Source organism: uncultured Ferrimonas sp. (assembly GCF_947489035.1).
Classification (GTDB): domain Bacteria; phylum Pseudomonadota; class Gammaproteobacteria; order Enterobacterales; family Shewanellaceae; genus Ferrimonas.
Map to the genome: position 1 here is coordinate 1 of NZ_CANLCI010000016.1, position 23,797 is coordinate 23,797.

The window sequence follows — 23,797 nt, forward strand, 5'->3', positions numbered from 1 at the left end:
GCCGCATCACAGCGTTGAGCGGTGTACTGCAAAATGAGGTTGAGCAACAGGATGTTGCGAGTGCATCGCTAAGCCATAGATGGCGCATCGATGCCGTGCCGAATGGCGCAGTGCAAGAGCGAAAGTTGACGCTGCACTAAGGCAATGGGATCCCAAAGGGAGAGTCCCCCCTCTTTGCTACGAGTTAGGGTGCCGTCGCCACTGCGGCATAACCACTTGAAAGCAGTGCCATCGAAGCTCGCCGCAGGCGACAGTAGCTACCGCGCCGCCAAGCCAGCGAAACGGCAACAAACCAGCACATCGAACGCCCCAGCTAACCCCCTAACAGTGCCGCCGACATCACGTCGGCTGTGGCCACCTTGCAGCGCAGAGCGTTGCAAGCGCCCCCCGATGCGTTGCCCCCTAGCGCCTCTCGCCCTAGCATCATAATTGTCGACAATGCACGCTTTTCCCTCAAAGTTGTCAACAATAGTCGATAACCACCCATTAACTTTTGCTGGCAGATTAACCGACACAACCCCCATTGGGGCTAACTATTGGCCACATTGTGATGCGATTGCGACTTTAGTCTACAGGTGATTATTGTTGACAATAACTGTGATCTGGCGCAAGTTTTAGCCATCACTTGGTTACGGATGCAGCAATGGAAGCGCGTCATACCCTCGCCGATCAGACCTTTGAACAGCTGCAGCAAGCGATCATTCAGGGTCAATTAGCGCCAGGCAGCAAGATCAACGAGCAAGAGATCGCCGCCCGTTACGGCATCAGCCGTGGCCCCCTGCGCGAAGCGTTACAACGCTTAGAGCAGCGCCGCTTGATTGAACGCATTCCCCACGTTGGCGCCCGAGTTATCACCCTAACGCCGCAACAGCTAACCGATCTGTACCAAGTCCGCGCCGAACTGGAAGCGATGGCGTGCCGCCTTGCCGCCAGCCGCATCACCAGCAGCGAACTGAATCAGCTAGAAACCCTGCTGGATCGACAAGAGCAAGTGTTCCGCTCAGAAGAGCTCACCAGCTTGCAAGACGACATCGACTTCCACGTTGGCGTGATCCGCGCCAGCGGCAACCAAACCCTGATCACCACCTTAACCGGCGATCTGTACCACCAACTGCAAATATACCGCCACCAGTGCATCAGCAGCCGTCGGCCGCTGCGCGCCCTGGCGCAACATCGACAGATTTTGGCCGCCCTCGCCAGCCGCGATGGAGAACTGGCCGCCCTGCTGATGCGACGTCATATCGAAGCCGGCGCCGCCAATACCGCCAAGGTATTGAGCGCCCGCTTGGCGGAGTTTAAAACCACTAAGGAGCTACCCGCATGACCCACCCAACCCCAGGCCAGCGTTTTCGCGACGCCGTCGCCAACGCCAAGCCACTGCAAATTGTCGGCACCATTAACGCCTATTTTGCCCTGATGGCAGAGCGCACTGGCCACCAAGCGCTGTACCTCTCTGGCGCTGGTGTCGCCAACGCCTCTTACGGCTTGCCTGATCTGGGCATGACCAGCATGAACGACGTCATCATCGACGCCAGCCGCATCACCTCAGCCACGGATCTGCCGCTGCTGGTTGATATCGATACCGGCTGGGGCGGCGCGTTCAACATCGCTCGCACCATCAAAGAGTTTGAAAAAGCCGGTGTGGCGGCAGTGCACATGGAAGATCAGGTCGCGCAGAAGCGTTGTGGCCACCGTCCCAATAAAGCCGTGGTCAGCATTGAAGAGATGTGCGACCGCATTAAAGCCGCCGTGGATGCCCGTACCGATCCCAGCTTTGTGATCATGGCCCGTACCGACGCCGTGGCGGTTGAAGGGTTAGAGGCGGGCATCAAACGCGCCCAAGCCTACTTAGAAGCCGGTGCCGACATGATCTTCGCCGAAGCCCTGACCGAGCTGGATCACTACCGCCAATTTAAGGCCGCCGTTAACGCGCCCATCTTGGCCAACATGACCGAGTTCGGCAAAACCGAACTGTTCCACAAAGATGAGCTGTTCGAGGCCGGTGCCGACATGGTGCTGTACCCATTAGGTGCCTTCCGTGCCGCCAACGCCGCCGCCTTAAAAGTGTTTGAAGCGATGAAGAACGACGGCCACCAGCGCAGCCAAGTTGAGGTGATGCAGACCCGTGCCGAGCTGTACGACTTCCTGAACTATCACGCCTATGAAGACAAGCTGGATACCCTGTTCAAGCAGGACCAATAGCCCGCTGTAACAGGCCACGACGGCCGAGCCTCGGCTCGCCCCAGTGGCCAATACAGCCACAGCAACGATTCCAAGGATAAGGAGAACAACATGACTAACCCTATTGGTGGCGCCGGTTTACGCGGCCAAAGCGCCGGAGCAACCGCCCTGTGTACCGTTGGCCAATCGGGCACCGGCCTAACCTACCGCGGCTACGACATCGCCGAACTGGCCGACAAAGTCACCTTTGAAGAGGTGGCTTATCTGCTGCTGAAAGGCGACCTGCCCAACCCAGCGCAGCTGCACGAATACCGCGCCAAACTGAAAGGCTTGCGCGGCCTGCCACAAGCATTGAAAACCGTACTGGAACAGATCCCAGCCGACGCCCACCCAATGGACGTAATGCGCACCGGTTGTTCGATGTTGGGCAACCTAGAGCCAGAGCTGGAATTTGCTGAGCAAAGCGAACGCACCGACCGCCTGTTGGCCGCCTTCCCGTCGATCATCTGTTACTGGTACCGCTTCAGCCACGACGGCGTGCGCATCCACACCGAAACCGACGATGAGCAGATCGGCGCCCACTTCCTGCATCTGCTGCACGATAAAGTGCCCTCAGAGCTGCACGCCAAGGTGATGGACGTATCGCTGATCCTGTACGCCGAGCACGAATTTAACGCCTCCACCTTTACCGCCCGCGTTTGTGCTTCCACCTTGAGTGATCTGCACAGCTGCGTCACCGGCGCCATTGGCTCACTGCGAGGGCCACTGCACGGCGGCGCCAACGAAGCGGCGATGGAGCTGATTGAAGATCTGCGCGACGAAGCCCACGCGGTTGGTGTACTGACCGAAAAACTGGCCAACAAAGATAAGATCATGGGCTTTGGCCACGCCATCTACCGTGAGTCCGATCCCCGTAACGGCATCATCAAAGGCTGGTCAGAAAAACTGGCGCAAGAGCACGGCGACAATCGCTTGTATCGGGTCTCGGTAGCCTGTGAAAGCTTCATGTGGGAACAGAAAAAGCTGTTCTGTAACGCCGATTTCTTCCATGCTTCGGCGTACCACTACATGGCCATTCCCACCAAGCTGTTTACCCCAATCTTCGTTTGCAGCCGCTTAACCGGTTGGGCCGCGCACGTGTTTGAACAGCGCGCCAACAACCGCATTATCCGCCCAAGTGCGGATTACACCGGCCCTGAGCCACGGCCAGTACCGGCGCTGTCCGAGCGCTAAGCGCCAGCAGCATTGCCCTTTACGCCCAAGCGGTTTCCCCCTTGGGCGTTCACCGATTTAGGGGTTTCCCATGAATACCGAATACCGCAAAACCCTCGACGGCACCGCACTGGATTACTTTGACACCCGTGCCGCCATCGAAGCGATCCAGCCCGGCAGTTACGCCGGTTTGCCCTACACCTCCAAAATTTTGGCCGAGCAGCTGGTGCGCCGCTGTGAACCCAGCGCCCTCAGCGCCAGCCTGCGCCAACTGATTGAACGCAAGCAAGATCTCGACTTCCCTTGGTACCCAGCCCGGGTGGTGTGTCACGACATTCTTGGCCAAACCGCGCTGGTGGATTTAGCCGGTTTGCGCGACGCCATTGCCGATCAAGGCGGCGATCCCAGCCGCGTGAATCCGGTGGTGCCGACCCAGCTGATCGTCGATCACTCCTTGGCGGTGGAACACGCCGGTTTCGATGCCGATGCCTTTGAGAAAAACCGCGCGGTGGAAGAGCGTCGCAACGAGGATCGCTTCCACTTTATCGACTGGTGTAAAACCGCCTTTGATAACGTTGATGTGATCCCCGCAGGCAACGGCATCATGCACCAGATCAACCTAGAGAAGATGTCGCCGGTGATCCAAGCACGCGACGGCGTGGCCTACCCAGATACCTGCGTTGGCACCGATTCCCACACCCCTCACGTGGATGCCCTGGGGGTGATCGCCTTGGGCGTGGGTGGCCTAGAAGCGGAAACCGTGATGCTGGGGCGGCCATCGATGATGCGCCTGCCCGACATCGTTGGGGTCGAGCTTACCGGCCTACGCCAGCCGGGCATCACCGCCACCGACATCGTATTGGCGCTGACTGAATTTTTGCGCGCTGAAAAAGTGGTCTCCACCTATCTGGAGTTCTTTGGTGCTGGCGCACGCAGCCTCACCATTGGCGATCGTGCCACCATCGCCAACATGACCCCAGAGTACGGCGCGTCGGCGGGCTTGTTTTACATCGACGAGCAAACCATCGATTACCTTAAGCTGACCGGCCGCGAGCCCGAGCAAGTGGCGCTGGTTGAGCACTACGCCAAAACCACCGGTTTGTGGGCTGATGAGATGAGCCAAGCCAAGTACGAACGCGTGCTGCGCTTTGATCTGTCCAGCGTCGGCCGCAACATGGCGGGGCCGTCCAACCCCCACCGCCGCCTGCCCACCAGCGATCTGGCCGAGCGCGGCATCGCCCACGATCTGGCTGCCACTAAGGCACAAGAAGCCGATGGCCAGATCCCCGATGGCGCGGTGATCATCGCCGCCATCACCAGCTGTACCAATACCTCTAACCCGCGCAACGTGGTGGCCGCGGCGTTAGTGGCCAAAAAAGCCAACGCACTGGGGCTGGTGCGCAAACCCTGGGTCAAAACCTCGTTTGCGCCGGGCTCAAAGGTCGCCGAGCTGTACTTGCAAGAGTCGGGACTGCTGACGGAGTTGGAGCAACTGGGTTTTGGCATCGTTGGCTTTGCCTGTACCACCTGTAACGGCATGTCCGGCGCGCTGGATCCGCTGATCCAGCAAGAGATCATCGACCGCGATCTGTACGCCACCGCAGTGTTGTCCGGCAACCGTAACTTCGATGGCCGCATCCACCCCTACGCCAAGCAGGCGTTTTTGGCCTCGCCACCATTAGTGGTGGCCTACGCCATCGCCGGCACCATGCGCTTTGATATCGAACAGGACGCACTGGGCGTGGATGCCAACGGCAACGCCATCACCTTGAAAGACATCTGGCCCAGCGACGAAGAGATCGACGCCATCGTGGCCAGCGCGGTGAAGCCAGAGCAGTTCCGCCAGATCTATGAACCGATGTTTGATCTGAAAGTCGATTACGGCGAACAGATTGATCCGCTGTACGACTGGCGTGAAATGTCCACCTACATCCGCCGTCCACCTTACTGGGAAGGCGCATTGGCCGGTGAACGCAGCCTCAAAGGGATGCGACCATTGGCGCTGTTAGGCGACAACATCACCACCGATCACCTCTCCCCTTCCAATGCCATTTTGGCCAGCAGCGCCGCCGGTGAATACCTGGCCAAGATGGGGCTGCCGGAGGAGGACTTTAACTCCTACGCCACCCACCGTGGCGATCACCTGACCGCCCAGCGCGCCACCTTCGCTAACCCGAAACTGTTGAACGAAATGGTTAAGGACAACGGCCAAGTGGTGCAGGGTTCGTTGGCCCGAGTCGAACCAGAAGGGCAAGTGGTGCGAATGTGGGAAGCGATTGAAACCTACATGGCGCGCAAGCAACCGCTGATCATCGTGGCCGGTGCCGATTACGGCCAAGGCTCCTCCCGCGATTGGGCCGCTAAGGGCGTGCGCCTCGCTGGGGTTGAAGTGATTGTGGCCGAAGGCTTCGAGCGCATTCACCGCACCAACTTGGTCGGCATGGGCGTGTTGCCGTTGCAGTTTAAGCCCGGCACCACCCGCACCACGTTGGGGCTGGATGGCAGCGAATGCTACGACGTGATTGGCGACCGCACCCCCGGTGCCACGCTGACCTTGCTGATCCACCGCGCCAATGGCGACACCGTTGATGTGCCAGTGATCTGCCGCTTAGACACCGCCGAAGAGATCGGCGTTTACGATGCCGGTGGGGTACTGCAACGCTTCGCCAAAGATTTCTTGGCTGCCAGCGCCGAGTGATCACCGCTGGGCTGGCGCGCACCAGCCCAATGTTATTTTTGCTGCGGCCACCCGCCGCAGCACCTTAAGGGAGCACAACATGGCTCAACTTAAAATCGCCGCCACCTACATGCGCGGCGGCACCTCCAAAGGGGTGTTTTTCAATTTAGCGGATCTGCCGGCCGCGGCGCAGCAACCCGGCCGTGCGCGTGATGCGCTCTTGCTGCGCGTGATTGGCAGCCCCGATCCCTACGGCAAACACACCGACGGCATGGGCGGGGCAACCTCCAGCACCAGCAAAACGGTGATCATCAGCCCCAGCGACAGCGCCGATCACGACGTTAACTACCTGTTTGGCCAAGTGGCCATCGATAAGCCCTTTATTGATTGGAGCGGCAACTGCGGCAACCTTACCGCCGCGGTTGGCGCCTTCGCCATCAGCCAAGGCATGGTGGCGGATGTGCCAGAAAACGGCATCAAAACCGTGCGTATTTGGCAGCAGAACATTGGCAAAACCATCACCGCGGAAGTGCCCATCTGTCACGGCGAGGTGCAAGAGCTGGGCGACTTCGAACTGGACGGGGTGACCTTTCCCGCCGCCGAAGTGCAGGTGGCCTTTGCTGATCCCAGCGATGGGGTGTTGTTCCCAAGCGGAAACCTAGTGGACGATCTGGACGTGCCCGGCATCGGCCGCTTCAACGCCACCTTCATCAACGCCGGCATTCCCACCATCTTCTTAAACGCCGCCGAGCTAGGCTACCACGGCACCGAGCTGCAAGACGCGATCAATGGCGATGCCGAAGCGCTGGCCAAGTTTGAAACCATCCGTGCCCACGGGGCGCTGCAAATGGGGCTGATCAGCCACTTGGATGAGGCCGTTGCGCGACAACATACCCCCAAAATTGCCTTTGTCGCTCCGGCGCAGGATTACACCAGCTCCAGCGGCAAGGCGGTCAGCCACGCTGAGATCGATCTGAACGTGCGGGCGTTGTCGATGGGCAAACTGCACCACGCGATGATGGGCACCGCCGCTGTGGCCATCGGCACCGCGGCGGCCATTCCCGGCACCTTGGTTAACTTAGCGGCGGGCGGGGGCGAACGCCAAGCGGTACGCTTTGGTCACCCATCCGGCACCTTAAAGGTGGGCGCCGTGGCAGCACAGTGCGACGGCCAATGGCAAGTGCGCCAAGCCATCATGAGTCGCAGCGCGCGGGTCTTGATGGAAGGCTGGGTGCGGGTACCGCCATTCGCATAACGCTTGCGTGATCGGCAGCGACGCGGCCTCTGTAGCAGGTTGCGTCGCTGCACAACCTGACTCATGCCCACGCAGTTTCGGTTGACCAAAGCTGAACAGCAAATAGAATCCGTAGATTACAGAATTAGCGGGTTCGGTGATTTATGCGGCAACAGCCACAAGCTGGTTTTACCTTAATTGAGCTGGTCATTGTGATCGTGCTTTTGGGGATCTTGGCCGCCGTGGCCGTGCCGAAGTTTATCGATCTCAGCGCCGACGCCAAAGGCGCCGTACTGACGCAGTTCCAAGCCAGCGTAAAAGGCGCCAACAAGCAGATGTTGGTGCTCTCTAAGATGAACAGTTATCGCGCCCAAGCGGTCTCTGGCCGCGATGACCTGACCGACGTTGACGTGGATGGCGACGGCACCTTTGAAACCCGCCTCAAGTGCAGCAACTTGGATAATACCGATGTTGCCAAACGGTTGGATTACAGCGACGAACAGCTCAACTTCTATTACGAAGGAGCGGCCAACACCTACTTTGGCTATGAAACCGGCGCGGCCATTAAAGCCAGTAACTGCTACTTCTTGTATCGCCAAGCCAACGGCACCACCACCAGCTGCCCGGCCGGGGCGCAAGCCAGCTACCAATTGGTTACCAGCGGCTGTTAAGCCGCTCCGTTAGCCGCGCTGATAACGCCCCAAGAACATCGCCACCGATTCGGCCACAACGAATTCGCTGTCATTGGCTTCGTCGCAGCTGGGCAGATGAATTAACGTCGGCCAGAAATACAGCCCTTTGATCAAACTGTGCAGCTGCGTTACCGCCAGCTCGACGCTGGTGCACTGCAATTGGCCGCTGTCCATCGCCGCAATCAGCCAGTGATGCAACGCCGTATCGCCTTTCCCCAACTGCACCATCGCTTGCTGCAGTTGCTCTGGGTGGAACATAAAATGCGCCATCGCCACCCGCACCAGATCCATGTATTCCGGCCGTTGAAACAGCGCAACTTCCGCCAACAACAACCGTTGCAGCTGCGGTGCCAACGGGGCATCCGCCACAAAGGGCTGGTTGATCTCCAGCAACGACTGCTGCCACATTTCGGTAAGTAACTGCGCCACCAACAACTCTTTGCTGGCAAAGTGGTTATACACGGTGCGCTTAGACACCTGCGCCTCGGCGGCCAGCTGATCCATGCTGGTGGCGTGGATCCCCGATGCGATGAACAGCGTCTTCGCGGCGGCGATGATCGCCTGTCGTTTCTGTTCACTGCGCGAAAGTTTGTTTTGCATCAAAACCACCAATAGATCAAAGCTTGGCCAGTGTAATCCAGCCGATATTGCCCGCCATTTTACACCGTGCAGTTTACTTTTGGAAACCACCAAGTAAACTGCACGGTGTAGTTTATATGTGCGGGGTTCATCCTTGTGAAAAAAGGGTTCGCAGCGGTTGCTGTTGGAGGCATCATCATGGCCAGTATCGGTATTCGCCAGCAATGGCAATGGGCGCAACAGCCCAAGTTTGAAAACAGCGAAATTCACTACCAAACGCCGCTGTCGGACGTCTGGAAGATGGCCAAAAATTACTTCACCACCAAGCGGGTAGACATCAGCCCTGCTGCGCCTCTGCCCAGTAAAATCATCACTTCGGCTGAGCTATCTCGGCAGCAAGATAGGCTGTACCGCTTAGGCCACTCGACGGTGTTGATGCAGCTGGATAACCGCTGGCTGATCACCGATCCGGTTTTCAGCGATCGCGCTTCGCCGGTGCAATGGGCGGGGCCGAAACGCTTTCAAGCGGCGGCGTTAACGCTGGCCCAGTTACCACCACTGGACATCGTCGTGATCAGCCACGATCACTACGACCACCTCGATCAAACCAGCATCGAATATCTGGCCGATAAAGCAGGCCACTTTGTGGTGCCGAGTAACGTGGGCCACTACTTACGCCAGTGGGGCGTGCCCGCCAGCAAGATCACGGAACTGGCTTGGTGGCAAAGCACCCGCATTGATGGCATTGAACTGGTGGCCACCCCGGCTCAGCATTTCTCGGGTCGTGGCCTAGTGCGGGATCGCAGCTTGTGGGCCAGCTTTGTGATTAACAGCGCCAACCATAAACTGTTTTTCAGCGGGGATTCCGGCTACTTCAATGGCTTTAAAGAGATTGGTCGCCGCTATGGCCCCTTTGATCTCACCCTAATGGAAACCGGCGCTTACAACGAACTGTGGTCACAGATCCACATGCTGCCGGAGCAGAGCGTGCAAGCGCACCTTGATGTGGGTGGCCAAGTGATGCTGCCCATCCACAACAGCACCTTCGATCTGGCGTTACACCCTTGGCACGAACCGCTGCGACGTGCCCGTGCCGCGGCACAGCAACAAGGGGTAACGCTGCTGTCACCGCAATTTGGCCAAGCGGTGCCGTTGCAGCAACCGCTGTTGGCACCACAATGGCAACCATAGCCGTGCTAAAACCATGTTCCAAGGTTGTTTTTTAGCCACAACGACAAGCGCCAGTACAATCTTTGTACAAACCGATGGAATAACTGACAGCAGCGATACCCGCTGGCAGCAAGGGTTGATAGAATCGACGCCATCAACGAAGTAAGGACTGACCTCATGAGCTTAGAGCTACTGGAAAAATTGGAGTCTCGGGTAAACAACGCCCTAGAAACTCTGGAGATCACCCAGCTGGAGCTGGAAGAAGAGAAGCTGCGCGGCGTTGAGCTAGAGCAGAGCCGAGACAACCTGCAAGCGGACAACGAGCGTCTGCAAGCGGAGCTGAATTCTTGGCATCAGAAAGTGGAAGGGTTGCTGGGTAAATTACCCAGCGGCGAAGCGTAACTGTTACGCTAACCACAAAAAAGCGCCGCTAGAAATAGCGGCGCTTTTTGTTGCTCTGAATTAGGGTTAGCAGGCTGGCTGCGGCACTTTTAGCATCGCATTCAGCTCTTGGATCACTTGTCGCATGCGCGCACTGCAACGCTGGGGCATCACAAAGCGACCGTCTTTGAATTCCATTTGACCAAGTTCATCTTCCCTTACCACCACCACCCCATCACGAAAAATCTTCGCGTGTTTGGCGATCAGTCGAGGGGCATAGAGTGGAAATATTCTCACTGGCAGATCCTTATCTATCTCCGCTTCTTCCATGAAGTCTGACACTGGGCAGTCCTCGAGGTTCAGAGTAACCAAGTTGGGGCAGCGCAAATGCTGCCCCACTCATGAATGCGCTTACTGCTTAGTCGCTAAGTAATTCAGTAGCTGATGCAGCTCGTCCAACGACTTGATGCTGCTCATCTCTACCTGATATTTGTTGTTCACGATCAACGCTGGTACACCGCGGATCCCAGAACTTACCTGGTCTTTTTTCCACTTCTTAACCATGGCGTTCACAGGGAAGCTTTTCGCTGCCTTGTCGTAATCGTCGCCGCTAACGCCGTTATCAATGAACAGCTGTTTAATGGCGGATTCCGTCGCGAACTTACGCTTGGCATCGTGAATGGCGCCAAACAGTGCCATCTCGATGGTGTCTTCCACTTTCAGTACCTTGGCGATCGCCAGGGCACGGCTTAACTGGGCACCGCTGTTGGCGCCATCGCGGTTAATGAAATCCACGTGGGCTTGCTCAAACTTAACCCCTTCGCCTAAGCCGCTTTTGATCGGCTGCACGTAGGTTTTGGCAAAGTTGTAGCAATGCGGGCAGTAGAACGAGAAGTACTCGGTGACCGTTGGTGCGCCATTAACCGGTGCCGAACTGACGATTTGGTAATGTGTGCCTTCTTGGAAATCTGCTGCCCACGCCAGTGGCGTTAGCATCAATGCGAATACCATGCCCATCAATTTTTTCATCATTATGTCTCGTCCAAATAAAAATTCACTGGGCGCCATTGCCACAGCGTTGGTAAAAATTACGGTCAGTAGCCTTGGCCAGGGCTTAGACTCAGCGGCATTTCATCGAGCGCCGCCAGTTGCTCTTTCATCGCCAAAACCTGCTCTTCCCAGAATTTGTCCGTACCAAACCATGGAAAGTTCCGTGGGAATGCCGGATCTTGCCAGCGTTTAGTGAGCCACGCTAGATAATTGATCATACGCAGTGCCCGCAGTGGCTCAATTAAGGCCAGTTGCGAACTGGGTAAAGTGGCAAAGGTGTCGTAGCCTTCCAGCAACACATCCAACTGCACTAAGCGTTGGCTGCGGTCGCCATTAAGCATCATCCATAGGTCTTGTATCGCTGGCCCCATGCGGGCATCGTCCAGATCGACAAAACTTGGGCCATCGTCCAGATACAAAATATTGCCCGGATGCATGTCCCCATGCAGACGCAAAAAGGGCTGTTTTTGGGCCAAGGGTTCGGCAATACGCTGTAACAATTGATCCAGCACGGTGTAAAAGGCGGTTTCCAAATAACCGCCGATCTGCGCTTGCTGCTGCAACACCGTTTTCGCGTCATGACCAAATTCGGTGATGCTCAACGTAGGCCGATGAGCAAAATCGCGTTTCTGCCCCTGCTGATGCAAACGCCCTAAGAAGCGCCCCACCTGCTCAAGTTGATCCAGATTATCCACTTCAAACTGACGCCCACCCACACTGCGCCACAGCGCGTAATAGTAGCCTTGGTGTTCAAACAGGGTGTCGCCACCAAACGCCATCGGCGCGGCCACCGGCACTTCGGCGTCGGCCAGCTCTAACGCGTATTGGTGTTCTTCGCAGATTTGGGCGGCGCTCCAGCGCTGGGGCCGATAAAACTTGGTGACGTAACGTTGACCGTCGTCGGCGCGAAACTGATAAACCCGATTTTCATAACTGTTGAGCGCCAACAAGCCACTGTCGGGATAAACGCCCAGCGCTTCGATGGCGTCCAGCATCAGATCGGGCCCTAGGGATTGAAAATCAAACTGGCCACGGCTCATTGGGTCACCTTGGCGGCTAAGCCGCGTAAAAAATGGATCTCGGCGCTGGGGCCTTGCAGCCACAGGCTGTCGCACAGTCCTTCGAAGTGCAGCTGCAGAGCCACCTCTTCAAAGGTGACCGACCAAAACAAACGATCCGCCCCTTGCTGCAAGGCGCCCAGCTGGCAATCCAGCTGCGCCAGTAAAGACGGCACCAGTTGCATGACGTGTTCTTGGCTTAGTGGGCAATGCCACAACAGCTGATCGTCGGCCGCGGGCTGCAACGTTAACTGCTGCAAGAGAGGGTGAGCGACTGGCTCCATGGCGGTGCTTCCTGACAATAGGGGTGATCCTGAGGCTGCGGATCATAGGGGCGGGTTAAGGCATCATGCAAGCGTTGCAGTGGGCCATTATCCCCTTGTTCTGCGGCGGCAATCGCCTCTTGCGCCAAATGGGTGCGTAAGATGATGGCCGGATTGGCTTGGCGTCGTTGCTGTTGCCACTGCGCCACATCGTCGATGGGGCCAAGCCGCTGCTGATAACGCTGCCACCACTGCTGCATCTCCTCGCCCGCCAGCAGCGGACACGCCTTACGGTTGGGATCGACCTCGGCCAGCTGACGCAAAGTAAGGTGGTAGTCTGCCTGTTGCTGCTGCATCGCACTCAGCAGTTCGCTGATCAACGCCAGATCCTCTGGCTGCGGCTGCACTATACCTAACCGCGCCCCCATCCGCTCGACATAGCGCGCCACCAGCACCGGCTCATAGCTGGCCAGTGCCGCGCTGATCTGCGCTTCCGTCAGCAGGCTCGACAGCGCCGTGGCTAACTTGGTGAGATTCCACATCACTACCCCAGGCTGCTGTTCAAAGGCGTAGCGGCCATGGTGATCACTGTGGTTGCACACATAACGGCTATCAAACTGATTTAAAAAGGCAAAGGGGCCGTAATCGAACGTTTCCCCCAGCACCGACATGTTGTCGCTGTTGAGCACGCCGTGGCAGAAGCCAAACGCCTGCCAATCCGCCACGGTTTCGGCGCTGCGTTGCACCACCTCCGTCAGCCACTGCGCCCGTGGATTATCGCCATCCAATAGGTGGGGAAAGTGCTCGGCAATGCTGTCATCCAGCAACGCGTGCAGCTGCTGTGGCTGACCGCTGTAATGAAAATATTCGAAGTGGCCAAACCGCAGGTGAGATCGGGTTACCCGCACGGTGATGGCGGCGGTTTCTCGCGTTTCCCGCTGCACTGGCGTGGTTGAACCCAGCACCGCCAACGCCCGCGTGGTGCGAATGCCCAGATGATGCAACGCTTCACTGGCCAAAAACTCTCGCACCGCACTGCGCAGTACCGCCCGCCCATCGCCACCGCGGCTGTATGGGGTCGGGCCACTGCCTTTGGCAAACAGTTCGAAGCCGTTGCGCATCCCTAACAACATGCCGCGGCCATCCCCCAAACGTGGGGTGTAGCCACCAAACTGATGGCCACTGTACACCTGCGCAAAGCCCGACCACGGCAACGACCGCTGGCCCGCAAACAGCGCCAATAATTCGTCATCGGCGTGCAGATCCAGCTGCTGCGCCAGCGAATCACTCCACCCCAGCCAACGGGGCTGCTGCAAAGGCAGCGCATCTACTTCACTGCCCAGCCACGGCAATCGTGCGCCGATACTTTGCTGCCAACCTTGGCGATTTACCGATCCCATGCGTTGTCCTTAGCTCTATGAGTTGTTGTTTTGCCGTTCTATTTTTCTAAATTCAGTCACCAATGTCGCGCCGTTAATGCGGCCATTGCTGGCGCCAATGGCGTCCCTAGCCTAGCGTTGATACGGCGCCGACGCGAATGCCACCTAAGGCTATTGGCACCGCCGTTGCATAAAAAACCAGCAGCCAACTATTAGAGTGTGAAACCATGGATTGTTTTGCAGCCCCTGCTTGTGGGCAACGGCCAAGCAGTAAGGGGGCACGGTGAACCAAACCGCAGCCCTGATTGAGCTGACCACCATCTTAAGTTTGTGCCTCAACGCGTTGGGGCTGATTAACTGTGTGGTGCTGTGCGCGGCGTTATTGGATGGGCATCGATCCCGACGCTACCTGATCGGCTGGTTTGCTGCCCTTTGCGGCTACTTTAGCCAAGGGCTGCTGCCATTGTGGCCCCAGGCGATCGCCGCGCATTATCTCACCCCGCTGTTGCTGCTGGCGCTGCCGAGCCTCTATCTGTACTTACTGGCCAAACACCACCACGGTAAACCAGAAGCCACCATGCAAGCACTGCCACAACAAGGCTTGGCGGCCATGCCGATGCTGCTGTTGTGGTTGCTCACCCTGCTGCTGCCCGGCCTGTTCGCGCTGTTTTATCTGGCCTTGTTGCTGCATCTGCTGGGGTACGTCTCGCTGTGTTATCGCTTGCTGCAGCGGCGGACTTGGCCCCAACCGCAACGCCGCTGGCTGCTGTTGTTCAGCGCGGGCAGTGGGCAGATCTACCTCTTATGGCTGCTGCAGCTTGGCTGGCCACTGCTGCAACTGCCCAACAACCGCTGGCTGCCGGTGGTGCTGCCACTGCTGGTGCTCTTGTTGCTGCTGGGTTGCTGTGCGGTGGCGTTGTTCCAGCAAAGTCAGCTGCGCCGGTTTGAATCGCCCCACTCCGAATCGCCCCACACTGCACCTCAACATCGGGATCCTCTCAGCCCCAAGCCACGGCACGGCGATCGCCCCAGTGCCACCACGCCAACAAACAACAGCCACCCGCTGTTGTCAGACGAAGAACTGAATTTTTTGCAGGATCTGAATCAGCGATAATTCGCCTGCCCTTCTTTGCCCTGCGGCTTTCTTGTAATCTGCCTGTGTTTACAAGGAGCTAACTTATGAGAAACCGGATTTTCACGTTATCGCTATTGGCACTGGCCAGCAGCGGCGCTGCCGCCGAGCGCGATCACAACATCAGCATCGACGACTATTTCAGCATTCAGGGCATGAGCCAACTGAGCCTCAGTGGCGATGGCAAACGTGCCGCATGGGTGCAATCCCACTGGAGCAAAGAGGCCGACAAGAGCCTGAAAGATCTGTGGACCATGACCCTGCCGCAAGGCCAACCACAGCGGTTAACGTTCAGCGACGAAAACGAACGCTCGCCCACCCTCAGCGCCGATGGCCGCTACCTCTATTTCTTAAAAGCGGAACAGCGCAACGAAGGCAAAACGGCGCCCTACAATGGCAAAGCGCAGATCTTCCGCCTAACCGTTGCCAACGGCGAAACCGTGCCGATCACCGCGGTACCGGCTGGGATCAGCCAATTCCAGCTGCAACAGGATCACATCTGGTACCTGAGCAAGCGGGATCACAACAGCGAAGACGCCTTTGCCAGCCTGCGCGCCAGCCATTCCAAGCCCAATTATGGCCACGGCACCGTCAGCGTAAACCCACTGTATAAGCTGGATCTGCACAACTACCGCACCGAGCTGGTGCTTGATGACAACAAAGTGGTGTGGGATTTTGATGTCAGTCCAGACGGCAAGCGCGTGGCCCGCGTTACCACCTTAGACAATGAACTGGTGCACCTTGAAGGCTGGAGCAACGTTGAGGTGTACGACATTGGCAACGACCGCAACACCGTGCTGAACGACACCGCTTGGCGGGCACAGGCGCCATCGCCTTACGGCTGGTTGATGCAACCGCGCTGGAACCAAGCGGGGGATCAGCTGGCGTTTCGCATCGATTACGATGGCTACCCCGGCCAACTGTTTGTTAGCCAGTTCAAGCCTGATGGCAGCGTCAGCAAGCCGTTGGATCTCCGCCGCCAAGGCGACGATACCTTAGCCGGCAGTCAAATCGCTTGGCGCGGCAGCAGCGACGAGATCTGTTATCGGGTTGCCAACCATGGCCGCGTGCCACTGCGCTGCACCGATGTGGGTAACGCCAAGCAAGGCAAAACCCGCACCCTGACTCAGGGCGACTACGTGGTGGGCAACTTCCAGTTCAGCCACAACGGCAAACAACTGGCGTTGACCCATAACGGCCTAGAACACTTTTACGATCTGTATTCCGGTAAGGCTGGCAAAAGCCTGAGCCGCCGCACCAACATCAATCCGCAGGTGGATCGTTGGCAGTTGCCGCAATTAAGCGTGGTGCAGTGGCAAGCCGCCGATGGCAGCACCGTTGAGGGGATTTTAGAACTGCCGCATGGTTACACCAAGGCCGATGGGCCGTTGCCGCTGGTAGTACAGATCCACGGTGGCCCAACTGCCGCGACCCCTTACGCACTGCAACACCGCAGCTATGGCCGCAGTGTCTTTCCAGCTAATGGCTGGGCGCTGCTGTCGCCCAACTACCGGGGCTCCACCGGCTATGGCGATAAGTTCTTGGTGGACTTGATTGGCAACGAGCACGACATCGAAGTGGCCGACATTCAAGCGGGGGTAGATAAACTGATCGCCGATGGCATCGTCGCCGCCGACAAGTTGGCGGTGATGGGTTGGAGCAACGGTGGTTACCTCACCAATGCGCTGATCAGCACCAGTCAACGCTTTAAGGCCGCCAGCTCTGGCGCTGGGGTGTGGGATCAACGCTTGCAGTGGTTGCTGGAAGACACCCCTGGGCACGTGATCAACTACATGCAGGGGCTGCCGTGGGAGCAACCTAAAGCGTACGAGCATGGCTCAAGTTTGAGTCACGCCGCAAACATCACCACCCCAACCCTGATCCACATGGGCGAGAACGACGCCCGCGTCCCGGCACCGCACGCCAAAGGGCTGTACCGCGCCTTAAAGCAGTACCTAAACGTGCCAACCGAACTGCTGATCTACCCCGGTGAAGGCCACGGTCTCTCTACTTACCAGCATAAGCAGGCCAAGATGGCGTGGGATCTGGCGTGGTTTAATCACTACGTGTTAGGGCAAGCGCCGAGCAAGTAGCCCTAAGGTTCAACCCCATTGAGCCGACCACAAACAAAACGGCCTCGCGCATGCGAGGCCGTTTTTTATCGAACCACAAAGCGCAACATTAGAAGCGGTAAGTTGCCTGCACCCCAGCCAGAATGGCATCGCCGGTTACTTCACCGTCGAAGGTGGCTCCCAGCTCTGGCGAGCTTTCCACAACCGGAGAATCCCCAACCGAGGTCAGGTAGGTTAATGAGAAGTCTAAGGTCAGCTGCTCGCTGGCTTCATACGCCATGCCAGTGCTTAGCCACAACCGAGACGAGTCTGGGATGCTGAGCGAGCGGTGCTCATCGTCTACGGCGGTTTGGTCGTACGCGATCCCGCCGCGCCACAACCACTTATCGCTGGTACGCAGATCCGCGCCCACGGCAAAGCGCCAGTTGTCTTTGAACGTCTCTTCTTTGATGGTCTGCATCACGCCGTTCTCCAACTTCACTTCCAAGTCGGTAAACTCGCTCCAATCGGTCCACTTAACCGACGCTGACATGCGCAGGTTTGGGGTTAATTGGTGCGCCGCGGCCAATTCAGCAAACCCCGGCAGGGTAACGTCCATCGACGCGGGCAAGGTCAGGTGGCTCTGACTGGCGGGATTAAACACTTTGTAATCCCCTTCCAAGCCCAGATCGATGGCGCTGTGGTAAGCCAAACCCAGCGAGTGGCCTTCGTTAGAGCGCCAGTGGAAGCCAAGGTTGTAGCCATAGCTGATGCTGTCGTCGCCGACAACGCTACGCAGCACGGTGCCACCGGGTGGGTAGGCCGGCGCTTGACCGGCACCAATTAAGGCGGCGTTGATCGGATCGGCCCAGCCCGGCATGTTGCCGACAATCTCGCCTTCGGCGTACAGCACCCGCAAGCCAAAACCGATGCTGTAGTGGTCGTTGATGGCGTAAGCCACGTTCGGGTTCAGCTCAACGGTGGTGACTTCCGTTTTGGTGCCCAAGAAGGCCGCGCCGTGATCGTCGCTTGGCAATTCACTGGCCAAGCCGTAGTTGGAGATCAAGCCAATGCCGTAGGCCCAGGTATCATTCAACTTGTGGCTAAAGAAGAAGTTTGGCACCACGGCGCTTGGCACCAGCTCAGACACGTTGGCCGCTTCTTGGTAGATAGGCGATCCATCCACTGGGCTGTAAACGGTGACGTTGCCATCGGCTTCCACGTTGGGATCGATGTAAATCGCCCCAGTAGAGATCTGCATCCCATCCAAGGCCAGCAACATCGCGGCGTTGCGGCCTTGGCTGGCGGCGTTATCCGCCAGTGCAGCAGCACCAGCATAAGCGCGACCCAATCCAGTCGCAGAGGTTTCCGCCAGCTGGAACCCAGCGGCACTGGCCTGCCCGCTTAATAGCGCGGCAACCACCAAAGATAATTTACGGAACTGCATACTTCTCCACATCCATTTGGCGTTGTTATTATTGCCGACGATCTTAGAAGGTTGCCATCCAGTTACAATCCCCCTAACTCAGTTCACCCAAATCTGCCTTAGATCACACTTTCTCTAGCCGGTTCCCCCCGTTTTGCCGATGGGAATAGAGTAAAAACTTCACAATTGGCCGCACAGCAGTACGCCGAAAATAAGAGCAAATACTCTAATTTGGGCTTTTTACAGAGAAGATTGGGCTTATTATCGGCAAAACTGCAATATCTTGCGGCGAAAAGCCGACAACAACCGCGAGTGACTGAACTTATTGACGCTGCGATTGTTGTCGTTGGATGGCGGGATCACGCTGCAGCGACGGTAACGGCTGCAGCGAACGGTAATGGGGTGCTGCCGACTAGGTAACAGCAAATCGGCCGCGATGACGTCAGTCAGCGGCCCCGTGCGGCACCTCAGATCACCTCAACGGGGCCAGTTCAACGCCAGATCGGCTGCTGCGCTTCAAAGGCGCGGATCTGCGCCTGTAACGCCAGGGTTTCGCCGATGGGGTCCAAGCCATGAAGCAGGTTATGCCGCGCCGCCGCATCCAGCTCAAAGGGGTAACGCCGATCTTGATCATCCACCACCACCCGTTGCTGCAGATCAACAAGAATCGGAGCGGCCGTTGCCACCAGCGCGTCGATGTCGGCCGAAGGCAACACCACCGGCAACAAGCCATTATTCAGCGCGTTTTGGTAGAAGATGTCGGCAAAGCTGGCGGCGATCACCACCTTAAAGCCAAAATCCGCCAACGCCCACGGCGCATGCTCACGGCTGGAGCCACAGCCAAAATTAACCCCGGCCAGCAAGATGCTGGCTTGCTGGTACGGCGCTTGGTTCAACACAAAGTTAGGATCGGGCTGCTGCCCAGCCTCATCAAGGTAGCGCCAATCGTGAAACAGGTGCACACCGAAACCATCGCGGCTCACTTTGGCTAAGAACTGTTTCGGGATCAGCTGATCGGTATCGATGTTGGCGTGCAACAACGGCGCGGCAATGCCGCGATGGCAAGTAAAAGGCTGCATCTTAATGGCACTCCTGCAAAGTACGAACATCAACAAAGTGGCCGGTTACCGCGGCCGCGGCTGCCATTGCTGGGCTGACCAAGTGGGTGCGGCTGCCCCGCCCCTGTCGCCCTTCAAAATTACGATTGGAGGTGGATGCGCTGCGCTGTGTGGCGCCCAAGCGATCTTCATTCATGCCTAAGCACATGGAGCACCCCGGCAAGCGCCACTCAAAACCGGCGGCGGTAAACACCTTATCCAGCCCCTCTTGTTCCGCTTGCCGCTTCACCCGTTGCGATCCCGGCACCACAATGGCCTGCACCTGGGGGGCCACACTGCGCCCTTTTGCGATGGCGGCGGCGGCGCGCAGATCTTCAATGCGGGAATTGGTGCACGAACCAATGAACACCACATCTACGGCCACGTCGGCCATCCGCTGCTGCGGCTGCAGATCCATATAGGTCAGTGCTTTGGTCGCCGCACTTTGGCTGATTAAATCGCTGATCTTGGCCGGATCCGGCAAGGGCTGATCCACCGCCACCACTTGCCCAGGGTTGGTGCCCCAGCTGATCTGCGGGGCGATGCTACTGGCGTCTAACTGCACCGTGGCATCAAATTGGGCGTTGGCATCGCTGTGTAACTGTGCCCAATCATGGCAAGCCTGCTGCCACGCTGCGCCGCTCGGCGCGTATGGTTTGCCCTGCAGGTAATCGATGGTGGTTTGATCTGGGGCGATAAGCCCCGCTTTGGCGCCTAATTCGATGGCCATGTTGCACACCGTCATCCGCCCTTCCATGCTCAGCGCACGGATGGCGCTGCCGCAGAACTCAACCACATAGCCGGTGCCACCACCGTGGCCAACCGCCCCAATGATCGCCAGCACCATATCCTTGGCACTCACCCCAAAGCCCAGCTGGCCATTCACTTCTATCTTCATGGTTTTGGCTTTGCGTTGGCGCAGGGTTTGAGTGGCCAACACGTGTTCCACTTCGCTGGTGCCAATACCAAACGCAAGCGCACCAAAAGCACCGTGGGTGGCGGTATGGGAATCGCCACACACAATGGTGCTGCCGGGCAGTGTTAACCCCAGCTCTGGCCCAATCACATGCACAATGCCTTGGTTTTGGTGGTGGATATCAAACAGCTCTATCCCAAATTCAGCGCAGTTACGTTGCAGGGTTTCCACCTGAGTTCGTGCCAGCGCTGGCAGCGCCTCAATCGACGCGGTGGTGGTGGAGGTGTTGTGATCCATGGTGGCCGTGGTGCGCTCTGGTCGCGCCACAGTTCGCCCCGCGTGGCGCAAACCAGCAAAGGCTTGCGGCGAGGTGACTTCATGCACCAAGTGCCTGTCGATATACAGCAGCGGCGTTTGCGCCGCTGCCACTTCGATTTGATGACTGGCCCAAATTTTGTCGTACAGAGTAAATGCCATGGTGATCTTCCTTAATTTACAAGCGCGCCACGATGGCATCGCCCATCGCCGCCGTAGACAAGCCAGCTTGATCCGCTGGCATCAATTCTTGGGTTAAACAGCCATCGTTGAGGGCTTGGCTGACGGCGTGATCAATCGCATCTGCAGCGGCGCTGTGGCCAAGGCTGTGGCGCAACATCAAGCTGGCGGAGAGGATCTGCGCCACGGGGTTGGCGATCCCTTGGCCGGCAATGTCCGGGGCGCTGCCGCCGGCCGGTTCGTACATGCCAAAGCCCGCGGCGTTGATGCTGGCCGAAGGCAATAACCCCATCGAGCCGGTGATCATCGCCGCTTCGTCCGACAGGATGTCGCCAAACAGGTTGGGGCACAGCAGCACATCAAATTCGCTGGCCCGGCGCAGCAGCTGCATGGCGGCGTTATCCACGTAAATGTGTTCTAACTCAACCTGCGGGTAATCTGCGGCGATGGCATTAACCTCTTCCCGCCACAGCATCGAGGTTTGCAGCACATTGGCTTTATCCACCGAGCACAACTTACCCCGCCGACCGCGGGCAGCTTCAAACGCCAAACGGGCAATGCGGCGGATCTCAGCGCGGCTGTAGCGCATGGTGTCAAACCCCACCTGCTCTGCCCCTGTGCCATCGCGGCCGCGAGGTTGGCCGAAATACACATCCCCGGTTAGCTCGCGCACCACCAACAGATCCATGCCTTTCGCGGCAATGTCGGCTCGCAGCGGCGACAGCGGCTCTAGCCCCGCGTGGATCTTAGCTGGGCGCAAATTACAGAACAGTTCGAAGTGGCGGCGCAGCGGCAGCAGCGAGCCTCGCTCTGGCTGCTGATCGGCGGGTAAGCCTTCCCATTTCGGCCCACCAACCGAACCAAAGAGGATCGCATCGGCCTGTTCACAGCCGGCTAAGGTGGCCGCCGGCAGCGGTTCACCACAGGCATCAATGGCGGCGCCGCCGACCAAATATGATTGCCATTCCAATCCAATGTGCTGCTTATCAGCGATGGCGTTGACCACCTTAATGGCTTCGGCCATCACTTCTGGGCCGATGCCGTCGCCAGCCAGTACCGCTATCCGTTGCTTCATACTGCTTCCTTACTTTGCTGCTTGTGTTGGTCGATCCGTTGTTGCCGCCAGATCAAGTTATGGACGTACAACAGAGCCTCTGCTGACGCTTCAATGATGTCGGTCGACAGCCCCATGCCATGAAAGGTGCGGCCGTTAAACTGGGCGGTGATGTCCACTTGGCCAAGGGCATCGTGCCCCCCGCCTTTGGCACCAATATCAAAGCTGTTGATCTGCAACTGCTGGCCAGTGGCGCGTTCAATGGCACGATAAACCGAATCAACAGGGCCATTGCCCGTGGCGGCTTCGGTGACGATCTGCTCACCAATTTTCAACTCCACCGAGCCGGTGGCAAAGTGGTTGCTGCCCGCCTGCACGTTCAACTGTCGCAGCTGGTAGTGGTTTTCAGTTTGCTGATTTTGCATAAACAGCAACGCTTCCAGATCGTAATCAAACACCTGCCCCTTTTTGTCCGCCAGCTGCAAGAAGCGCTGATAGAGCGTGTCCAGATCAAAGTCTGCGGTTTGATAGCCCAGCTCTGCCATCCGATGCTTGATCACATGCCGGCCCGAGCGCGAGGTCATGTTTAAGGTGGTGCGCGGCACACCAACGGATTCTGGGGTCATGATCTCGTAGGTGTTTTGCGACTTCAGGACCCCATCTTGGTGAATGCCAGAGCTGTGGCTAAAGGCGTTGCCGCCAACAATCGCTTTATTGGCTGGCACCGGCATGTTGCACAGCTGGCTCACTTGGGTTGAGGTGCGATACAACTCGGTGGCATCAGCCCGGCAGCGAACCCCAAAGTGATCGGCGCGGGTTTTGAGGATCATGATGATCTCTTCCAGCGCGGCGTTGCCGGCCCGTTCGCCGATGCCGTTAATGGTGCCCTCAATCTGCCGCGCCCCCGCTTCAATGGCCGCCATCGAATTCGCCACGGACAGCCCTAAATCGTCGTGGCAATGGACCGAGATCACCGCCTTATCAATATTGGGCACCCGCTGATACAGGCTGGTGATGATGCCACCAAACTCGGTGGGGGTGGTGTAGCCAACGGTGTCGGGAATGTTGATGGTGGAGGCGCCCGCGTGGATCGCCGCTTCCACCATTCGGCACAAGTTATCGATCGGCGTGCGACCCGCATCTTCACAGGAGAACTCCACATCATCGGTGTAGTTACGCGCGTGCTTAATGGCTCCGGTGGCCATCTGCAACACCTGCTCGAAGCTGCGCTTAAGCTTGCTCTCTACATGGATGCTCGAGGTGGAGATAAAAGTATGGATACGAAACTGTTCAGCAATATTGAGCGCCTGGGCAGCGGCATCAATGTCGCCGGGCACCGCCCGAGCTAAGGCGCAGATGCGGCTGTGCTTAACCGCGGCGGCGATTTGCCGCACCGATTCAAAATCCCCCGGCGACGACACCGGAAATCCCGCCTCAATGATGTCGATCCCCAGTCGCTCTAACGCCACCGCGATTTGCAGCTTGGCACTGGCAGACAGACTGGCCGCAAGTGCCTGCTCGCCATCGCGCAAGGTGGTGTCTAGCAATATCACTTGATCCGTCATGTCTCTCTCCATCTTTTAAAGCCATAAAAAAACCCGCGCAGTGCGCGGGTTTTGTGTTTGCTCGAGTCGTTGTCGTCAACCCACAGCCTCACCCCACGCAGCGTCCTGGCGGTAGTAGGCTTAGTAGAGTGCGGGTGTTCAACATCATTACGATCGGGTCCGGTTAAAATGAAACTGCATTTTGT

At 57.9% G+C, this 23,797-nt stretch carries 21 protein-coding genes; 10 read left to right on the forward strand and 11 right to left on the reverse strand.

Features of this window, described 5'->3' with window-relative positions:
* Window positions 1-643: 643 nt before the first annotated feature.
* The 6 genes from Q0796_RS10930 (at window position 644) to Q0796_RS10955 (ending at window position 7,975) form a co-directional block, all read left to right on the forward strand.
* Window positions 644-1,324 carry a GntR family transcriptional regulator gene (locus tag Q0796_RS10930; RefSeq protein WP_298442937.1) on the forward strand — a complete coding sequence of 227 codons (681 nt, stop codon included), beginning with the start codon at window positions 644-646 and terminating at the stop codon, window positions 1,322-1,324.
* The gene (prpB, locus tag Q0796_RS10935; RefSeq protein ID WP_298442939.1) at window positions 1,321-2,202 is read left to right on the forward strand and encodes a methylisocitrate lyase; all 882 of its coding nucleotides are present in this window, start codon (window positions 1,321-1,323) and stop codon (window positions 2,200-2,202) included. The genes Q0796_RS10930 and prpB overlap by 4 nt, the downstream gene beginning before the upstream one ends.
* Before the next feature lie 90 nt (window positions 2,203-2,292).
* Entirely contained in the window at window positions 2,293-3,414 is a 1,122-nt protein-coding gene (prpC, locus tag Q0796_RS10940) for a 2-methylcitrate synthase (protein ID WP_298442941.1), read from the forward strand.
* 70 nt (window positions 3,415-3,484) lie between these two features.
* Window positions 3,485-6,091: a Fe/S-dependent 2-methylisocitrate dehydratase AcnD gene (gene acnD / locus Q0796_RS10945; RefSeq protein ID WP_298442944.1), complete on the forward strand. Its 2,607-nt coding sequence runs from the start codon at window positions 3,485-3,487 to the stop codon at window positions 6,089-6,091.
* A gap of 79 nt (window positions 6,092-6,170) precedes the next feature.
* Window positions 6,171-7,325, forward strand: coding sequence for a 2-methylaconitate cis-trans isomerase PrpF (gene prpF, locus Q0796_RS10950; RefSeq protein ID WP_298442947.1), 1,155 nt, complete (start codon window positions 6,171-6,173; stop codon window positions 7,323-7,325).
* Between the two features lie 143 nt (window positions 7,326-7,468).
* On the forward strand, window positions 7,469-7,975 hold the full coding sequence (locus tag Q0796_RS10955) for a prepilin-type N-terminal cleavage/methylation domain-containing protein (RefSeq protein WP_298442950.1): 507 nt from the start codon (window positions 7,469-7,471) through the stop codon (window positions 7,973-7,975).
* A gap of 9 nt (window positions 7,976-7,984) precedes the next feature.
* Here Q0796_RS10955 and Q0796_RS10960 read toward each other — a convergent pair whose 3' ends face one another.
* Window positions 7,985-8,596 carry a TetR/AcrR family transcriptional regulator gene (locus Q0796_RS10960; RefSeq protein WP_298442954.1) on the reverse strand — a complete coding sequence of 204 codons (612 nt, stop codon included), beginning with the start codon at window positions 8,594-8,596 and terminating at the stop codon, window positions 7,985-7,987.
* Window positions 8,597-8,773: 177 nt separating this feature from the next.
* On the opposite strand from Q0796_RS10960, the gene Q0796_RS10965 reads away from it, so the two are divergent.
* Together Q0796_RS10965 and Q0796_RS10970 are read left to right on the forward strand one after the other, a co-directional pair.
* The gene (locus tag Q0796_RS10965; protein ID WP_298442956.1) at window positions 8,774-9,766 is read left to right on the forward strand and encodes an MBL fold metallo-hydrolase; all 993 of its coding nucleotides are present in this window, start codon (window positions 8,774-8,776) and stop codon (window positions 9,764-9,766) included.
* Window positions 9,767-9,922: 156 nt separating this feature from the next.
* Window positions 9,923-10,147: a cell division protein ZapB gene (locus Q0796_RS10970; RefSeq protein WP_298442959.1), complete on the forward strand. Its 225-nt coding sequence runs from the start codon at window positions 9,923-9,925 to the stop codon at window positions 10,145-10,147.
* Window positions 10,148-10,213: 66 nt separating this feature from the next.
* Here Q0796_RS10970 and Q0796_RS10975 read toward each other — a convergent pair whose 3' ends face one another.
* The 5 genes from Q0796_RS10975 to Q0796_RS10995 form a co-directional block, all read right to left on the reverse strand.
* A complete protein-coding gene (locus Q0796_RS10975) occupies window positions 10,214-10,468 on the reverse strand; it encodes a DUF1107 family protein (protein WP_298442960.1) in 255 nt (84 codons plus the stop codon).
* Between the two features lie 69 nt (window positions 10,469-10,537).
* A complete protein-coding gene (locus Q0796_RS10980) occupies window positions 10,538-11,155 on the reverse strand; it encodes a thiol:disulfide interchange protein DsbA/DsbL (RefSeq protein WP_298443142.1) in 618 nt (205 codons plus the stop codon).
* Between the two features lie 65 nt (window positions 11,156-11,220).
* Complete coding sequence (locus Q0796_RS10985) at window positions 11,221-12,216, reverse strand: serine/threonine protein kinase (protein WP_298442962.1); 996 nt, start codon at window positions 12,214-12,216, stop codon at window positions 11,221-11,223.
* Entirely contained in the window at window positions 12,213-12,518 is a 306-nt protein-coding gene (locus Q0796_RS10990) for a DUF3630 family protein (RefSeq protein ID WP_298442963.1), read from the reverse strand. The genes Q0796_RS10985 and Q0796_RS10990 overlap by 4 nt, the downstream gene beginning before the upstream one ends.
* The gene (locus tag Q0796_RS10995) at window positions 12,482-13,897 is read right to left on the reverse strand and encodes a protein adenylyltransferase SelO family protein (RefSeq protein WP_298442965.1); all 1,416 of its coding nucleotides are present in this window, start codon (window positions 13,895-13,897) and stop codon (window positions 12,482-12,484) included. Before Q0796_RS10995 ends, Q0796_RS10990 begins: the two co-directional genes overlap by 37 nt.
* 262 nt (window positions 13,898-14,159) lie before the next feature.
* Between Q0796_RS10995 and Q0796_RS11000 the strand changes: the two genes are divergently transcribed.
* Both Q0796_RS11000 and Q0796_RS11005 read left to right on the forward strand, forming a co-directional pair.
* Entirely contained in the window at window positions 14,160-14,990 is an 831-nt protein-coding gene (locus tag Q0796_RS11000) for a hypothetical protein (RefSeq protein WP_298442966.1), read from the forward strand.
* Window positions 14,991-15,055: 65 nt separating this feature from the next.
* The gene (locus Q0796_RS11005) at window positions 15,056-17,101 is read left to right on the forward strand and encodes a S9 family peptidase (protein WP_298442968.1); all 2,046 of its coding nucleotides are present in this window, start codon (window positions 15,056-15,058) and stop codon (window positions 17,099-17,101) included.
* 88 nt (window positions 17,102-17,189) lie between these two features.
* Here the strand turns inward: Q0796_RS11005 and Q0796_RS11010 are convergent, their stop codons facing one another.
* The 5 genes from Q0796_RS11010 to leuA all read right to left on the reverse strand — a co-directional run bounded on the left by Q0796_RS11010 (window position 17,190) and on the right by leuA (window position 23,612).
* Complete coding sequence (locus tag Q0796_RS11010; RefSeq protein ID WP_298442969.1) at window positions 17,190-18,506, reverse strand: outer membrane protein transport protein; 1,317 nt, start codon at window positions 18,504-18,506, stop codon at window positions 17,190-17,192.
* Window positions 18,507-18,976: 470 nt separating this feature from the next.
* Entirely contained in the window at window positions 18,977-19,564 is a 588-nt protein-coding gene (gene leuD / locus Q0796_RS11015) for a 3-isopropylmalate dehydratase small subunit (RefSeq protein ID WP_298442970.1), read from the reverse strand.
* 1 nt (window position 19,565) lies between these two features.
* On the reverse strand, window positions 19,566-20,975 hold the full coding sequence (gene leuC / locus Q0796_RS11020; protein WP_298442972.1) for a 3-isopropylmalate dehydratase large subunit: 1,410 nt from the start codon (window positions 20,973-20,975) through the stop codon (window positions 19,566-19,568).
* 16 nt (window positions 20,976-20,991) lie between these two features.
* Window positions 20,992-22,068: a 3-isopropylmalate dehydrogenase gene (gene leuB / locus Q0796_RS11025; RefSeq protein ID WP_298442974.1), complete on the reverse strand. Its 1,077-nt coding sequence runs from the start codon at window positions 22,066-22,068 to the stop codon at window positions 20,992-20,994.
* Entirely contained in the window at window positions 22,065-23,612 is a 1,548-nt protein-coding gene (gene leuA, locus Q0796_RS11030; RefSeq protein ID WP_298442975.1) for a 2-isopropylmalate synthase, read from the reverse strand. Before leuA ends, leuB begins: the two co-directional genes overlap by 4 nt.
* Window positions 23,613-23,797: the final 185 nt, after the last annotated feature.

What these genes read in the sequence shown, in the direction of transcription:
- Q0796_RS10930 (WP_298442937.1), top strand. Translation starts at nt 644, where the DNA reads ATGGAAGCGCGTCATACCCTCGCCGATCAGACCTTTGAACAGCTGCAG.
- Q0796_RS10985 (WP_298442962.1), bottom strand. Translation starts at nt 12,216, where the DNA reads ATGAGCCGTGGCCAGTTTGATTTTCAATCCCTAGGGCCCGATCTGATG.
- Q0796_RS11005 (WP_298442968.1), top strand. Translation starts at nt 15,056, where the DNA reads ATGAGAAACCGGATTTTCACGTTATCGCTATTGGCACTGGCCAGCAGC.
- leuD (WP_298442970.1), bottom strand. Translation starts at nt 19,564, where the DNA reads ATGCAGCCTTTTACTTGCCATCGCGGCATTGCCGCGCCGTTGTTGCAC.
- prpC (WP_298442941.1), top strand. Translation starts at nt 2,293, where the DNA reads ATGACTAACCCTATTGGTGGCGCCGGTTTACGCGGCCAAAGCGCCGGA.
- Q0796_RS10980 (WP_298443142.1), bottom strand. Translation starts at nt 11,155, where the DNA reads ATGAAAAAATTGATGGGCATGGTATTCGCATTGATGCTAACGCCACTG.
- Q0796_RS10995 (WP_298442965.1), bottom strand. Translation starts at nt 13,897, where the DNA reads ATGGGATCGGTAAATCGCCAAGGTTGGCAGCAAAGTATCGGCGCACGA.
- acnD (WP_298442944.1), top strand. Translation starts at nt 3,485, where the DNA reads ATGAATACCGAATACCGCAAAACCCTCGACGGCACCGCACTGGATTAC.
- leuA (WP_298442975.1), bottom strand. Translation starts at nt 23,612, where the DNA reads ATGACGGATCAAGTGATATTGCTAGACACCACCTTGCGCGATGGCGAG.
- prpF (WP_298442947.1), top strand. Translation starts at nt 6,171, where the DNA reads ATGGCTCAACTTAAAATCGCCGCCACCTACATGCGCGGCGGCACCTCC.
- prpB (WP_298442939.1), top strand. Translation starts at nt 1,321, where the DNA reads ATGACCCACCCAACCCCAGGCCAGCGTTTTCGCGACGCCGTCGCCAAC.
- Q0796_RS10990 (WP_298442963.1), bottom strand. Translation starts at nt 12,518, where the DNA reads ATGGAGCCAGTCGCTCACCCTCTCTTGCAGCAGTTAACGTTGCAGCCC.
- Q0796_RS10970 (WP_298442959.1), top strand. Translation starts at nt 9,923, where the DNA reads ATGAGCTTAGAGCTACTGGAAAAATTGGAGTCTCGGGTAAACAACGCC.
- leuB (WP_298442974.1), bottom strand. Translation starts at nt 22,068, where the DNA reads ATGAAGCAACGGATAGCGGTACTGGCTGGCGACGGCATCGGCCCAGAA.
- Q0796_RS10960 (WP_298442954.1), bottom strand. Translation starts at nt 8,596, where the DNA reads ATGCAAAACAAACTTTCGCGCAGTGAACAGAAACGACAGGCGATCATC.
- Q0796_RS10955 (WP_298442950.1), top strand. Translation starts at nt 7,469, where the DNA reads ATGCGGCAACAGCCACAAGCTGGTTTTACCTTAATTGAGCTGGTCATT.
- Q0796_RS10965 (WP_298442956.1), top strand. Translation starts at nt 8,774, where the DNA reads ATGGCCAGTATCGGTATTCGCCAGCAATGGCAATGGGCGCAACAGCCC.
- leuC (WP_298442972.1), bottom strand. Translation starts at nt 20,975, where the DNA reads ATGGCATTTACTCTGTACGACAAAATTTGGGCCAGTCATCAAATCGAA.
- Q0796_RS11010 (WP_298442969.1), bottom strand. Translation starts at nt 18,506, where the DNA reads ATGCAGTTCCGTAAATTATCTTTGGTGGTTGCCGCGCTATTAAGCGGG.